Origin of the sequence: Kitasatospora sp. NPDC002040 (assembly GCF_040296785.1) — a bacterium.
In the GTDB taxonomy this organism is placed as follows: domain Bacteria; phylum Actinomycetota; class Actinomycetes; order Streptomycetales; family Streptomycetaceae; genus Kitasatospora.
The window spans coordinates 335773-349388 of record NZ_JBEOXV010000003.1 but is presented as its reverse complement, the minus strand read 5'-3'; the positions used below and the strand labels follow the sequence as shown (position 1 = coordinate 349388).

12 protein-coding genes are annotated in these 13616 nt (G+C 72.8%); 3 read left to right on the top strand and 9 right to left on the bottom strand.

What is annotated here, in order from left to right:
• Positions 1 to 27 precede the first annotated feature (27 nt).
• Positions 28 to 1380: an ABC1 kinase family protein gene (locus ABT118_RS11870; protein WP_350661142.1), complete on the top strand. Its 1353-nt coding sequence runs from the start codon at positions 28 to 30 to the stop codon at positions 1378 to 1380.
• A 113-nt stretch (positions 1381 to 1493) separates the two neighbouring features.
• Here the strand turns inward: ABT118_RS11870 and ABT118_RS11865 are convergent, their stop codons facing one another.
• From ABT118_RS11865 to ABT118_RS11850, 4 genes are all read right to left on the bottom strand, one after another.
• Entirely contained in the window at positions 1494 to 1811 is a 318-nt protein-coding gene (locus ABT118_RS11865; RefSeq protein WP_502884536.1) for a putative WhiB-interacting protein, read from the bottom strand.
• A gap of 74 nt (positions 1812 to 1885) precedes the next feature.
• The gene (locus ABT118_RS11860) at positions 1886 to 2248 is read right to left on the bottom strand and encodes a WhiB family transcriptional regulator (RefSeq protein WP_502884527.1); all 363 of its coding nucleotides are present in this window, start codon (positions 2246 to 2248) and stop codon (positions 1886 to 1888) included.
• Between the two features lie 168 nt (positions 2249 to 2416).
• Positions 2417 to 2845, bottom strand: a complete 429-nt coding sequence (locus tag ABT118_RS11855; protein ID WP_350661103.1) for a hypothetical protein — start codon at positions 2843 to 2845, stop codon at positions 2417 to 2419.
• A 275-nt stretch (positions 2846 to 3120) separates the two neighbouring features.
• On the bottom strand, positions 3121 to 5292 hold the full coding sequence (locus ABT118_RS11850) for an ATP-dependent DNA helicase UvrD2 (RefSeq protein WP_350665145.1): 2172 nt from the start codon (positions 5290 to 5292) through the stop codon (positions 3121 to 3123).
• A 241-nt stretch (positions 5293 to 5533) separates the two neighbouring features.
• Here ABT118_RS11850 and ABT118_RS11845 point away from each other — a divergent pair, with 241 nt between their 5' ends.
• Complete coding sequence (locus ABT118_RS11845) at positions 5534 to 5791, top strand: mycoredoxin (protein WP_350661091.1); 258 nt, start codon at positions 5534 to 5536, stop codon at positions 5789 to 5791.
• Between the two features lie 26 nt (positions 5792 to 5817).
• Here the strand turns inward: ABT118_RS11845 and ABT118_RS11840 are convergent, their stop codons facing one another.
• On the bottom strand, positions 5818 to 6669 hold the full coding sequence (locus tag ABT118_RS11840) for a GntR family transcriptional regulator (protein ID WP_350661074.1): 852 nt from the start codon (positions 6667 to 6669) through the stop codon (positions 5818 to 5820).
• A gap of 216 nt (positions 6670 to 6885) precedes the next feature.
• Here ABT118_RS11840 and ABT118_RS11835 point away from each other — a divergent pair, with 216 nt between their 5' ends.
• On the top strand, positions 6886 to 7380 hold the full coding sequence (locus ABT118_RS11835) for an ATP-binding protein (protein ID WP_350661040.1): 495 nt from the start codon (positions 6886 to 6888) through the stop codon (positions 7378 to 7380).
• Positions 7381 to 7488: 108 nt separating this feature from the next.
• On the opposite strand, the gene nudC is transcribed toward ABT118_RS11835, so the two are convergent.
• The 4 genes from nudC to ABT118_RS11815 all read right to left on the bottom strand — a co-directional run bounded on the left by nudC (position 7489) and on the right by ABT118_RS11815 (position 13591).
• On the bottom strand, positions 7489 to 8421 hold the full coding sequence (gene nudC, locus ABT118_RS11830) for an NAD(+) diphosphatase (protein ID WP_350661028.1): 933 nt from the start codon (positions 8419 to 8421) through the stop codon (positions 7489 to 7491).
• Between the two features lie 54 nt (positions 8422 to 8475).
• On the bottom strand, positions 8476 to 9876 hold the full coding sequence (locus tag ABT118_RS11825; RefSeq protein WP_350660999.1) for a dipeptidase: 1401 nt from the start codon (positions 9874 to 9876) through the stop codon (positions 8476 to 8478).
• A gap of 107 nt (positions 9877 to 9983) precedes the next feature.
• The gene (locus tag ABT118_RS11820; RefSeq protein ID WP_350660981.1) at positions 9984 to 12824 is read right to left on the bottom strand and encodes an FtsX-like permease family protein; all 2841 of its coding nucleotides are present in this window, start codon (positions 12822 to 12824) and stop codon (positions 9984 to 9986) included.
• Positions 12821 to 13591, bottom strand: a complete 771-nt coding sequence (locus ABT118_RS11815) for an ABC transporter ATP-binding protein (RefSeq protein WP_350660965.1) — start codon at positions 13589 to 13591, stop codon at positions 12821 to 12823. Before ABT118_RS11815 ends, ABT118_RS11820 begins: the two co-directional genes overlap by 4 nt.
• Between the last annotated feature and the right edge of the window lie 25 nt (positions 13592 to 13616).

The following is a 13616-nucleotide window of genomic DNA, read 5'->3' as shown; positions in this document are numbered from 1 at the left end:
TGGGACTCGGAGCTGGGAGGCCCTGGGGTGAGCGATCTTCCGCGTAAAGCAGTGACCCGGACGGCGCGGTTGGCTGCGCTGCCGCTCGGGATAGCTGGGCGGGCCACGCTCGGGTTGGGGCGTCGGATCGGCGGCCGCTCCGCGGACGTGGTCACCGCCGAGCTCCAGCAGGCGACCGCGGACCAGCTCTTCAAGGTCCTCGGCGAGCTCAAGGGCGGGGCGATGAAGTTCGGGCAGGTGCTGTCCGTCTTCGAGGCGGCGCTGCCCGAGGAGGTGGCCGGCCCCTACCGGGCCGCCCTGACGAAGCTTCAGGACGCGGCCCCGCCGATGCCCGCCGCCAAGGTGCACGCCGCCCTGGCCGAGCGGCTCGGCCCGAACTGGCGGAAGAAGTTCCGCAGCTTCGACGACCGTCCGGCCGCCGCCGCCTCGATCGGGCAGGTGCACCGCGCGGTCTGGCACGACGGCCGCCGGGTCGCGGTCAAGATCCAGTACCCGGGCGCGGGCGACGCGCTGCTCTCCGACCTGACCCAGCTCAGCCGGGTGGCCTGGCTGCTCGGTCCGCTGATCCCCGGTCTGGACATCAAGCCGCTGATCACCGAGCTGCGCTCGCGGGTCGCCGAGGAGCTCGACTACGCCCTGGAGGCGGAGGCACAGCGGCGGCACGCCGAGGAGTTCGCCGACGACCCGGACATCACCGTGCCCGGCGTGGTCGCCCAGGCCGACCAGGTGCTGGTGAGCGAGTGGCTGGACGGCACCCCGCTCTCCGAGGTGATCACCAAGGGCACCCAGCAGGAGCGCGACCGGGCCGGCCAGTTGCTGGCCCGCTTCCTGTTCGCGGGCCCGTCCCGCACCGGCCTGCTGCACGCCGACCCGCACCCCGGCAACTTCCGGCTGATCAAGGACGACGGCCCGGTCGAGGGCTGGCGGCTCGGCGTGCTGGACTTCGGCACCGTCGACCGGCTGCCCGAGGGCCTGCCCGCCCCGATCGGCAACGCGCTCCGGATGGCCCTGGCCGGGGACGCCGCCGGGGTGCTGGACATGCTCCGCGAGGAGGGCTTCGTCAAGCCCTCGATCGAGCTGGACCCGAAGGCCGTACTGGACTACCTGCTGCCGATCATCGAGCCGACCACGGTGGAGACGTTCCACTTCACCCGGGCCTGGATGCGGGCCCAGGCGGCCCGGATCGCCGACCCGCGCTCGCCCGCGTACAACCTCGGCAAGCAGCTCAACCTGCCGCCGGCCTACCTGCTGATCCACCGGGTCACGCTGAGCACCATCGGCGTGCTCTGCCAGCTCGGGGCCAACGCCCCGTTCCGGGCCGAGATGCGGGAGTGGCTGCCCGGCTTCGCCAACCCCGTGGACGAGCCCGCCGGGAGCTGACGCCCCGACGGCCGGTACCGCCCGACCGCCCGTACCACGCGACGATGGCCGCCCCACCTCTCGGTGGGGCGGCCATCGTCGTCACGGGGGTGTTGCTGCTACTCCGTCAGGTCTCACATGAGGGCGACGGCGAGCGCCTTGCGGGCCCGCAGCGAAGCACGCTCGGCCTTCCGCACCAGGCGGCCGGCCCGAGCGACCCGCTCGCCCATCCGTTGGTGCTCGGCCTCCTGGAGGCGTTCTTGCATATGGGCGCGGGCCAGGGTTTCTTGCATGAGTTGCATCTCGCGGGTCCTGTTCTGGATCAAAAGTTCTTTGGTCTGCTCGGGGCGGACGGTCTGCTTGGCTGCGGTGGCGGTCATGTCGTGGTCCTGCTCGTGGTGCGTGCTCGGAAACGGACGGGAGTCGGCGGCATCGGCCTTGGCGGCGGCGATGCGGACCGAGTTGCGCAGTGCACTGTCCAGCGGGGGCTGCTCACCCCGACGGACGGACACGGCGCCGGCGGGGTTCACGCCGCGACCTCGGTCTTGCGCGGACGGCCACGCGGCCGCTTCCGGGCCACGACGACACCCTGGACGAAGAGCTCGCCGCCCCAGACGCCCCACGGCTCACGCCGCTCCAGCGCACCGGTCAGACACGCGTCCTTGACCGGGCAGGTGCCGCACAGCGACTTCGCGTACTCGACGTCCGCCGGGGTCTCGGCGAAGAAGACCTCCGGGTCGAAGGCACGGCACGGGATGGGCTGGCCGTTGACCTCGGCCTGGTCGTTCGCGGTGAGCTGCATAAGAGAAACCTCCGGGGGGTCGGCCTGGTCGGCCTTGGTGATGTCTGTCGGTACGGACGGGAGTGGCGGTGTGATGACCGTGGACACTGTGGCGTCTTCCTCGTCTTCTGCTGTGGATCCGGCCAGCTGACTGGTGGGGCTGGGCCGGAGGTCCCGGAGGACCTGGGTGGGTCTGACGTACCGGACAAAACAAGAGGGCCGCGAATCCCGGTGTAGACGGGTTCCGCGGCCCTGGAGGCTCGACCTGAGACTGACTCAGGTTTGGTCTCTCCAGGGTTCAGGGCCGCGGAAGGCCCACATCCGGACGGCCTTGGCGCCCATCAGGGCGGCCTTGGCCTTCATCTGCTTCTCGTCCTGCTGCTCGGCTGCTCCGGCACCGATGACCTGCTGCGCATACTCGCCGTGCTGGGCGACTGCTACTGCTGCCTTCGATGCCTTGAGCGGTCGGTCGCTACGGAGGCCATGGCCGCCGCCGAACGTCGTCCCATCAAGGGACAGACCCGTCTCGACGGAGGTGCCAAAGGTGCCGTTGCCGAGCCCATTAATGCCGAGGCCACTGACAACACCGGAGACACCGGAGCCGTTGAGACCCAGACCGATCAGGCTGCCGACCTGCGAGGGAGCGCACGAGGGCATGGCGATGACGGTCTGGCCAGTCAGGTTGGTGATCGTCTTGGTTTCCACTGTCTTCGCCTCCTCTCGGCGCTCGCGGGGCCTGGTTTCCCTGGCCCCGATGTTCGGATGTTGGTCGGTCGTGCAGGTGGTGCTGCTCGCAGAACTGCTGGGAACCACGAGGTACTGCTGTGGTACTGCTGGCAGGCGCGCGGAAGGGAGACCCTCACGGCCTTGCGATCTCGTCCCCTTGACCGCTCCGGCAGGCTATTGCGCGCTGTGTGCAGCGCGCAAACTATTTTTCCGGCGAGTTTCGAAGAGCGCCCCGGGCGGCTCTCGGGAGCGGCTCAGGCCGACTCCTCCGACTCCCCCTGAGTCTCGTCGAGGGGATCTTCCGCGGACTCGTCCGCGGGCTCCTCCCCGGCACACAACGACAACACGGCGGCCCCGTATTTGTCCAGCTTCATCGCGCCCACGCCCGAGATCACCGCCAGCTCGCGCTCGCTGGCCGGGACGTCCTCGGCGATCGCCATCAGGGTCGCGTCGGTGAAGACCACGTAGGCCGGGGCGCCCTGCTTCTTCGCCTGGACCGAGCGCCACTCGCGCAGCCGCTCGTACAGCGCCTCGTCCATGTTGGACGGGCAGCTCTCGCAGCGGCGGAGCTTGCGCTCGACCGCGTCGGTCAGGGTGCGGTCGCAGACCCGGCACTTGACCGGGCCGCGCACCTTGCGGGCGGCCGAGCGCTCGGCGCCGAACTCGACCCCGCCCTTGCCGCCCTTGCTGCGCGGCCCGGAGGCGCTGGAGCCCGGCCGCAGGCCGTCCAGGAAGCGGGTGGGCTTCCGGCTCGCCCGGCCGCCCGGGGAGCGGGAGAGGGCCCAGGAGAGCGACAGGTGCAGCCTGGCCCGGGTGACGCCGACGTAGAGCAGCCGGCGCTCCTCCTCGATCTGCTCGTCGGTCTTGGCGTAGATGATCGGCAGGGTGCCCTCGGTCAGGCCGACCAGGAAGACCGCGTCCCACTCCAGGCCCTTGGCGGCGTGCAGCGAGGCGAGCGTGACGCCCTCGACGGCGGGGGCGTGCTGGGCGGCCGCGCGCGCGTCCAGTTCACCCACGTACGCCGCCAGGTCGGTGCTCTGACCGACCGCCGACCGGGCCGCCTCGAACTCCTCGGCGAGCCGGACCAGGGCGGACAGCGACTCCCAGCGCTCGCGCACCGTGCCCGAGCCGGCCGGCGGCGCGGGCGTGAAGCCGCGGCTCGCCAGCACCGCCCTGACCTGGCCGGAGAGGTCGGGCGCGTCGGCGGTGAGCGGGTCGGAACCGGCCCGGGCGGCACCGCGCAGCAGCATCACCGCGTCGCGCACCTCGGGGCGCTCGAAGAACCGCTCCGCGCCCTTCAGCTGGTACGAGATCCCGAGGTCGGCCAGCGCCTGCTCGTAGACCTCGGACTGGCTGTTGATCCGGAACAGCACCGCGATCTCGCTGGCCCGGACGCCCTTGGCCAGCAGCGCCCTGATCTCCCGGGCGGTGGTCTCGGCCTCGGTCGGCTCGTCGGCGTACTCGGCGTAGACCGGCTCGGGGCCGGCCTCGCGCTGCGAGATCAGCTCCAGCCGGTGCTGGGCGGCCTGGCCGCGGGCCTTGGCCAGCAGGCCGTTGGCCAGGTGCACCACCTGCGGGGTGGAGCGGTAGTCCCGGACCAGCTTGACCACGGTGGCCTCGGGGTGGCGGGCCCGGAAGTTGAGCAGGTAGTCGGGGGTGGCGCCGGTGAACGAGTAGATCGTCTGGCTGGCGTCGCCGACCACGCAGAGGCTGGCGCCGCCGCCCGTCCACTGGTCCAGCAGGCGCTGCTGGAGCGGGGAGACGTCCTGGTACTCGTCCACCGTGAAGTGCCGGTACTGGGCCCTGACCTGGCCGGCGATCTCCGGCCGGTCCTCCAGGATGGCGGCGGTGAGCAGCAGCACGTCCTCAAAGTCGATCACGCCGCGGTCGCGCTTGGACTGCTCGTAGGTGGCGTAGACCCGGGCGATCTCGGCCGGGTCGCGCGGGGCCTCGCGGCCGGTCTTGAGCACGGCGGCGGGGTAGTCGTCGGGCACGATCTGGGTGACCTTGGCCCACTCGATCTCGCTGGTCAGGTCGCGCAGCTCGGTGCGCTGGACCCGCAGGCCGCTGCGCCCGGCCGCCTCGGCGACCAGCTGGACCTTGCGCTCCAGCAGCCGGGGCACCTCGCCGCCGATCGCGCGCGGCCAGAAGTACTGGAGCTGGCGGAGCGCGGCGGAGTGGAACGTCCGCGCCTGCACGCCCTCGGCGCCGAGCTGGCGCAGCCGGCCGCGCATCTCCCCGGCGGCGCGCGCGGTGAAGGTCACCGCGAGCACCTGCTGCGGCTGGTAGACGCCGCTGCGCACGCCGTAGGCGATCCGGTGGGTGATCGCCCGGGTCTTGCCGGTGCCGGCGCCCGCGAGGACGCAGACCGGGCCGTGCAGGGCCGTGGCGACGGCGCGCTGCTCCGGGTCCAGCCCGGCGAGCACCGCGTCGGCGCCGGCCGCCGGATCGCCGTAAGGGGTGTCGTACCGGTCGGGGAGACCCGAGAGCTCTTCCTGCATGCCGTCCATCCTCGCAGGGTGGACGGACGTTCCCGCCCGGGTTGTCCACAGGCCCCGCCCGCCCGGCGGATAATCGGTTCGCCGACCGGCGCGCGCGGAATGTTCTGCCGCCCGCCGGACGTTGTCGGCTCAGACCGTACGCCCCCTCGCGAAGGAGTCCACCGCCATGTCCGGCAGCGTCACGATGTACAGCACGACCTGGTGCGGGTACTGCAACCGGCTGAAGAGCCAGCTGGACCGCGAGGGCATCGGCTACGACGTGATCAACATCGAGGAGGACCCGGCCTCGGCGTCGTACGTCGAGTCGGTCAACAACGGCAACCAGGTGGTGCCGACCGTCATCGTCAAGCCGGTCAACGGCGGCGAGCAGGTCGTGATGACCAACCCGAGCCTCCGTCAGGTGCAGGCCGCGCTGGCCGGCTGACCTCCGCGCCCGCGGCTGACCTCCGGTCAGAAGCCGTGGCCCCGTTCCTCCGGGACCGGGGCCACCGGTGTCTCCGGCACCGGCCGGGCGGCCAGCTCGCCGAGGCCGTAGACGAGCCGGCAGCGGTCCGCCGAGTACCTGGTCTCGATCACCCGGACCGGGCCCCTGGCGTCGTAGCCGACCCGGGTCTGCACCAGCAGCGGGGCGCCGGGGCCGCCCTGGAACCAGGCGGCCTCCTCCGGCCCCGGCATCCGGGAGACCAGGTGGTCCACCGCGCCGATCTCGGTCCGGCCGAGCGCGGCGAGCACCGCCTCGTCGCCGCCGGGCACCGGATCCGGCTCCATCAGCGGGGTGCCGGCCGCCAGCCCGGCCCGGTAGTGGCTCTCCTCGATCGAGTAGGGCTCGCGGTCCAGCAGCCGGAGCTGGCGGCGCACCACCACCGCCTCGCCGGGCCGCAGCCCGAGCCGCTCGGCGATGTCCACCCGGGCCCGGACGATCAGCATCTCGAAGTCGACCGTGAGCCGGCGCCCGGCCGCCCTGGCCTCCCTGGCGTAGACCTCGGTCGGCGCGGCCAGGCAGTCCCGCTGCCCGGGGAGCTGGCCGGGCAGCAGCGGCGGGCCGTAGACCCGGTGGTCCAGCACCGGGTGCTCCTTGAGGTACGTGCCCTTGCCCTGCAGCCGGACCAGCCGGCCCTCGTTCACCAGCACGTCGACCGCGAGCCGGACGGTGTTGCGGGCCACCCCGTACTGCTGCTCCAGCTCGGTCTCGACCGGCAGCGGCGAGTCGCCGCGCCACTCGCCGGCGGCGATCCGGCGGCGCAGGTCGGCGGCCAGTCGCTGGTACTTCGGTGATTGGGTACTGCCGCGTGGGATTGTCACGCGAGTGAATGTAGCGATCCGGCTTGCGCCATTTCAGCGAAACCGGCCAATATTGGCCGAGATCGGGGATCTCGGTATTGATCCCGACCAGGTCGTTCGCAGTCGCCCGGCGGTGCTCCAGCCTTCTCGCAGGCTTTCTGGTCGAAAGCCCTGTCGAGAGCCTTGGCGAAGAGGGCCGCATCCCAGCCACGTACACCCGGGGGCGGAGCCATGCCCGTGACCAGTACCGCGCGCCAGTTCAAGGCGCGGCCGACCAATCTTCCACACACCGGGGCCGCCGGTGCCGATCGCCGCCCGGGGCGGGCCCTGGAGGCAGCCGACCGGGGCGCCTGGTCCGCCACCGCGAGCTTCCCGCCACAGCCGCGGAACGTGGCCAGGGCCCGGCAGCTGACCCGGACGGCCCTGGCCGCCTGGGGTGCCGCCGAGCTCGCCGACAGCGCCGAGCTGCTGATGTCCGAGCTGGTCACCAACGCGCTGCGGCACGGCCGGGGCGCGGTCTCGATCACGCTGGCGCTGACCGACAGCACGCTGCAGATCTCGGTGGCCGACTTCGGCCGGACCCTGCCGGAGGCCAGGGAGGCGGCAGACGAGGACGCCAACGGCCGCGGCCTGGCCATCGTCGGCGCCCTCTGCACCGACTGGTCGGTCACCACCCGGCTGACCGGAAAGACCGTCAGCTGCTGGCTTGAAGTCGGCCGGAAGAACGACTGAGCAAGAGATTTCGATTACGGTCGAAAATAGCCGAACAGCGGAATCAGGAACAGTAAAAGGGGCGTACGGCAATCAGCCGCACGCCCCTTTTTCGCTCCAATCGGCCGACTACCAGCGGGCCGCACTCGGCAGCGGTTCGCCGTACCAGAGTTCGACCAGGTGACGGGCGATCGAAATACCGGACGGGGGCAGGATCTCCCCCGCCGCCATCCCGGCCCGCAGCTCGTCCCGGGAGAACCAGCGCGCCTCCGCCAGCTCCTCGCCGTCCACCGTGATGGTGGTGCCGGTCGGGTCCGCCTTGCCGAGGAAGCCGAGCATCAGGCTGGACGGGAACGGCCACGGCTGGCTGGCCACGTACTCGACCTCGGCCACCGTGACGCCGGCCTCCTCGAACACCTCGCGGGCCACCGCCTGCTCGATCGACTCGCCCGGCTCCACGAAGCCGGCCAGGGTGGACCAGCGGCCCTCCGGCCAGATCGCCTGCCGGCCCAGCAGGCAGCGGTCCTGCTCGTCGGTGATCATCATGATCACCGCCGGGTCGGTCCGCGGGTAGTGCTCGGCGGCGCAGGAGGTGCAGCGCCGGACGTGCCCGGCCCCGGCCTTCTCGGTCGGCTGGCCGCAGCGCGAGCAGAAGCTGTGCAGGCGGTGCCAGTGCTCCAGCGCGACGGCGTGCACCAGCAGCCCGGCGTCGCGGTCCGAGAGCATCGCCCCGACCTCGCGCAGCCCGGCCGGACGGGCGTCGCCGTCCAGCCGCCCGGGCAGGCTGGGGCCCGCCAGCGCGAAGTACGAGGTGCCGTCCTCGTCGGTGCCGAGGAAGTAGCGGTCGCCGGTCTGCGGCGCCTCGAAGGAGGGCAGCAGCACCAGCTCGGTGCCCAGTTCGGTGTCGACCACGAAGGCCTCGCCGCCGGCGATCGGCAGCACCTTGGTGTTCGGGTGGCTCCAGGCGGCCGCCAGCCACGGCTCGTCGAAGCGGTGGTGCGCGGCCCGGTCCACCCCGGCCCTGGCCAGCGCGAGGTGCTTGGTGTCAGGCACGGTGCTCAACTCGGTCCATCCCTCGGTCGAAAGCTTCCAGGTGGTTCATGCCGTCCGGCCGGCTCATGCCTGCGGCCAGCTCTCGGCCAGGTCGCCCCACAGGTGGGCGGCGGTCTCCACGCCCTTGGCCAGCAGGTCCAGCTCGACCTTCTCGTCCACCGAGTGCCAGCCGTCCGAGGGCACCGAGATGCCCAGGAAGAGCACCGGCACGCCGAGCACGTCCTGCAGGTCCGCGGCCGGGCCGGAGCCGCCCTCCCGGGTGAACAGGATCTCCTGCCCGAACGCCTTGCCCATGGCCCGGACGGTGGCCTGCAGCGCCGGGTGGTCCAGCGGGGTCAGGCAGGGGCGGGTGGCGCCGGGGAAGGTCAGCTCGTACCGGATGCCCTCGGGCACCTGCTCGGCCACCCAGGTCCGGACGGCCTCGCGGACCTTCTCCACCTCCTGCCCGGCCACCAGCCGGAAGGAGAGCTTGAGGTGCGCCTCGGACGGCACGATGGTCTTGCCGCCGGGGCCGGTGTAGCCGCCCCAGATGCCGTTCACCTCGGCGGTCGGGCGGGCCCAGACCCGCTCCAGGGTGGAGTAGCCGGCCTCGCCCCGGGTGCCGGAGGACTTGGCGATCCGGAGCCACTGCGCCTCGTCGAAGGGCAGCGCGGCGAACAGCTCGCGCTCACGGTCCGTCAGCTCCACCACGCCGTCGTAGAAGCCGGGGACGGCGACCCTGCGGTCCGCGTCGTGCAGGCCGGCCACCAGCTCGGCGGCCACCTCGGCGGGGTTGGGCACCGCGCCGCCGAAGGAGCCCGAGTGGATGTCGGTGGTGGGGCCGTACAGGTCGATCTGCGCGTCGGCCAGGCCGCGCATGCCGGTGCAGACGGTCGGGGTGGTCTCGGACCACATCCCGGTGTCGGAGACGAAGACCACGTCGGCGGCCAGCCGGTCGGCCTCCCGGCGGACCAGCGCCTCGAAGTTCGGCGAGCCGGATTCCTCCTCGCCCTCGATCAGCAGCTTGAGGTTGACCGCGGGCGCCGTCCGGCCGGTCGCGGCCAGGTGGGCCCGCAGGCCCAGGGTGTGGAAGAAGACCTGCCCCTTGTCGTCGGCCGCGCCGCGCGCGTACAGCCGGCGGCCGATCACGGTCGGCTCGAACGGCTCGGTCGCCCAGCCGTCCTCCTTCGCCGCGGGCTGCACGTCGTGGTGGCCGTAGACCAGCGCGGTCGGCGCGGCGGCGTCCCCGGACGGCCACTCGGCGAACACCGCGGGCAGCCCGTCGGTCTCCCAGACCTCGACCACCGGGAAGCCGGTGGCCCGCAGCCGGTCCGCCAGCCACTCGGCGGACCGGCGGACCTGGCCGGCCAGGGCCGGGTCGGCGGAGACGGAGGGGATGCGCAGCCAGTCGGCGAGTTCGCGCAGGAACTCGTCCTGGTGCTGGTCGATGAAGGAGCGGACGACGCTGTCCGGGGTTTTCGTCATACGGACGACTTTAGTTCGCCGGTGCGACTCGGTGAACCGTGCTCCCGAGGAGCGGACCCGTAACCTGCGTCACCCCGGGGTCAGGGGTGACGCAGGTGACAGCGGGCTCAGGCCGAGCGGCGCAGCAGCGTCAGCTTCGACCGGGTGAACAGCATCGCCAGCAGCACCGCCACGGTCGGCAGCAGCACCACGGTCACACCGATGTTGAGCCAGGGGAAGGCGATCACGGCCTCCCGGACCGGCTCGTCCGGGCCGTACGGCATGGCCTCGATCTTGCGCAGGGCCACCGCGGGCACCACCCCGCTGATCGCTCCGAGCACCGCGCCCATCGCGGCGATCACCCCGCACTGGAAGCCGGACAGCCGGCGCCGGATGCCGCCGGTCGCGCCGACCGCCGCCAGCGTGGTGAGGTCGCGCTGCGAGTCGGCCGCGGCCAGCCCGGTGGCGATGCCGGCCGCGCCCAGCGCGACCAGGGCCGCGAAGCCGGTCAGGCCGAGCTGCACCAGGTCGGCCTTGCTGCGGTAGCCGCGTTCGACCGTGAACCGGCCGCCGTCGCTGCCGACCTTCGCCAGCGCGGCCTCCGCCTTCTGCTCGGCGGCGCTGCTCGGCGGCACCGCCGGCTGCCAGACCGAGCCGCCCTGACTGAGCGTCAGGCCGAGCTTGCGGGCGGTCTCGGGGCTGGTGAACGCCCCCGCGTTGCGCACGGTGGGGCTGAACAGCACCGCGTCCAGCACCAGTTCGTGCTTCTTCGGCTCGACCCGGGACGGCGGGGCGTCGAGCGGAGCCGCGTTCATGGCCTTCTCCTGCTCCTCGGTCAGCGGCTCGACCAGGGTGAAGGTGATCTTGCCGTCCCGGACGTAGGCCGGATCGAAGGCGATCACCTTGCCCTCCGCCAGCGCCCGGCCCGCCGCCGGGTCGCGCACGCCGGTCAGGTTGCCGAGCGCGGTGGCGTCACCGGCCAGCAGCGGACCGTTGAAGGCCGAGGCGTAACCGCCCGCGGGATCGGTGCAGCGCGGGTCCTTGGCGTACTTGCGGCTCTCCTCCTCGCTGAGTTCCGGCTGCTGGTACCGCGGGCAGCGGAGCTCCTTGCGCACCTCCAGCGACACGTAGCCGCCGCCGAAGCGCTTGCCGCCGTAGTTGGTCTCCAGGATGTCGCCGCGCGCCCCGAGATCGGGGACGGTCCGCTCCAGCGCGGCCCGCTTGGCTCCGAGACCGGCGTCGTCCTCCGGGCCGTAGCTCGCACCGATCATCACCGCACCGCTGGGCAGGGTGGCCTCGTACCGGCGGCTGCTCTCCAGGTCCGTACTGGCGGTGTAGATGCCGACCGCGACCGAACCGGCCACCGCCGCCATCACGGCCGCCACCGCGGGGGCGGTCCGCCCCCGGTGCCGGACCGAGTCGCGCAGCGCGAGCCGGGGGCTGAGCGGCAGCCAGCGGCCGAGCCGGCCGAACAGGCCGACCAGCATCGGGGTGCAGGCGACCATGCCGAGCTCGGCGATCACCGAGCCGCCGAGCACGGCCAGGGCCCGGCTGCCGACCTGCGGGCCGAGCAGGGCGATCGCGGCACCACCGGCCAGCATCAGCAGGCCGAGCAGCGCCAGCTTGCGGTTGGGCGGCTTGACCGAACCCCGGCCGGTGAGCGCCTCCACCACGTCCTGCCGGGACGCCTGGACGGCCGGGACGACCGCCGCCAGCAGGCCGGTGACCAGGCCGATCGCGGCGACCCCGAGCAGGTCCAGCGGGACCAGGTCGAAGCTGCCGAACCGCATGCCGGCGAAATCCTCCAGCCAGGGCCGGGCCGCCGCGACCAGCGCCGCGCCGAGCACCACGCCGACCAGCGCACCGGTCAGGCCGAGCACCACGCCGCCGCCGAGCACCACCGAGCGGACGTGCGAGCGGTCACCGCCGCCGGCGGCCAGCAGCCCGAGCTGCCGCCGCGAGCGACGGGCCCCGACCGCGAAGGCCGGGCCGGCCAGCAGGACGATCTCCAGCAGGGCCATCCCGGCCACCGTGGCCAGGACCGCCAGCGCGGTCTTGTCGAGCAGCATCCCGTTCCCGGTCTGCTGGGCGTAGAACGGCACGGCGGACCGCGGCGGCGGGTCCAGCACGACGGCCCGCGAGGTGACGGCGAAGCCGTACTTGTTCAGTTCCTGCACCTTGGCCCAGTCCAGGGACCGGCCGGCCGGCAACTGGACCAGCCACTGGTCGCCGCCGAACGGGCCGCGGCTCTGCTTCGCCCCGGCACCCTCCGCCGGCGCGGCGGTCAACGCACCCGGACGGGCGACCAGCTGACTGCGCTTCAGGTCGCCGGGGTACTCCACCTCGGCCGTGATGGTGAAGGACTTGCCCTCAAAACCCCCCAGCGTGGTGCTGCCGCCGATCCCGAGGCCGGAGAGCTTCAGGAACTCCGAGGTCGCGGCCAGCTCCAGCGGGGCGCTCGGGGCCCGGCCGCCGATCAGGTCGATCCGGCCCCGCCAGACCGGGTTGGCCAGGTCCATCTCGGCCGTCTCGACCCTGAGCCGGCCCTCGGTGGTGGCGGCCAGCACACTCTCGCCCTCGGCCGGCGCGATCAGCCCGGCCCCGGTGGGCAGCAGCTCCTTGAGCAGACCGGCGGCCCCGCCGGGCCCCGGGTCCTGGCTCCTCAGCTGCTCGGGGGTGGGCTTCTGGCCCGTCCGCGGGCTGTCCACCATCATGCCGTCGTCCGGATTCGGCGCCTGGACCACGGTCGTGCCCCGGCCGATCGCGCTGATCCTCGCGTCGGCCCCGCCCATCTGCCGGGTGATGGTCTGCTCCGGCGAGAGCTGGGCACTGCGGAAAACCACGTCGGCACCGGCCACGCCGAGCACCGGCAGCGCGATCATCGCGATCACCAGGGCACTGCGGCCCTTGGCGCGCAGGGCGTCCCGGCGGGCGATCCGCAGGGCGACCCGCCATGCGGTGAGCTTCACTCCGCCACCGGACCCTTGCTGTTGGTGGCGGCCGAGACCAGCAGACTGGCGGCGTCGCGGCTGACGCTCTCGTCCACCACCCGGCCGTCGCGGATGAAGACCACCCGGTCCGCCCAGGCCGCGTGCCGGGCCTCGTGGGTGACCAGCATGGCGGCGGCACCGGCGTCGCAGCGGGCCCGCAGCACGGCCAGCACGGCCTCACCGGTGGTGGAGTCGAGCGCACCGGTCGGCTCGTCGGCGAGCACCAGGCGCCGCTCGCCGATCAGCGCCCGGGCGATCGCCACCCGCTGCTGCTGACCGCCCGACATGTCGTCGGGGAAGCGGTCGGCCAGCTCGTCGATGCCCAGCTCGGTGAGTGCGGCCAGCGCCTCCCGCCGGGCGGACCTGGTGGAGACGCCGTCCAGCTCGCGGGGCAGCGCGATGTTCTCGGCGGCGGTCAGCGCGGGTATCAGGTTGTAGTCCTGGAACACGTAGCCGATCGCCCGGCGGCGGATCTGGGCCTGCTGCTTGCGGGAGAGCCCGCCGAGGGCCTGGCCCTCGACCAGCACCCGCCCGCCGGTCGGGCTGTCCAGACCGCCCGCCAGGGTCAGCAGGGTGGACTTGCCGGAGCCGGACGGTCCCATCACGGCGACCAGCTCACCGGGATGCACCTTCAGGTCGACCCCGCGCAGTGCGTGCACCTCGGCCGCGCCGTGGCCGTGGACCCGGGTGACGTTCTCCAGGTGCAGCACCGCATCGGTGCCGGACCGGTTGTTCTTGGTGGTCAACTCTCCCCCTGCTGTGACATCGGAT

Bases quoted from the DNA above. Each gene is read 5' to 3' on its own strand.
- ABT118_RS11845 (WP_350661091.1), top strand. From the start codon at position 5,534: ATGTCCGGCAGCGTCACGATGTACAGCACGACCTGGTGCGGGTACTGC.
- ABT118_RS11825 (WP_350660999.1), bottom strand. From the start codon at position 9,876: ATGACGAAAACCCCGGACAGCGTCGTCCGCTCCTTCATCGACCAGCAC.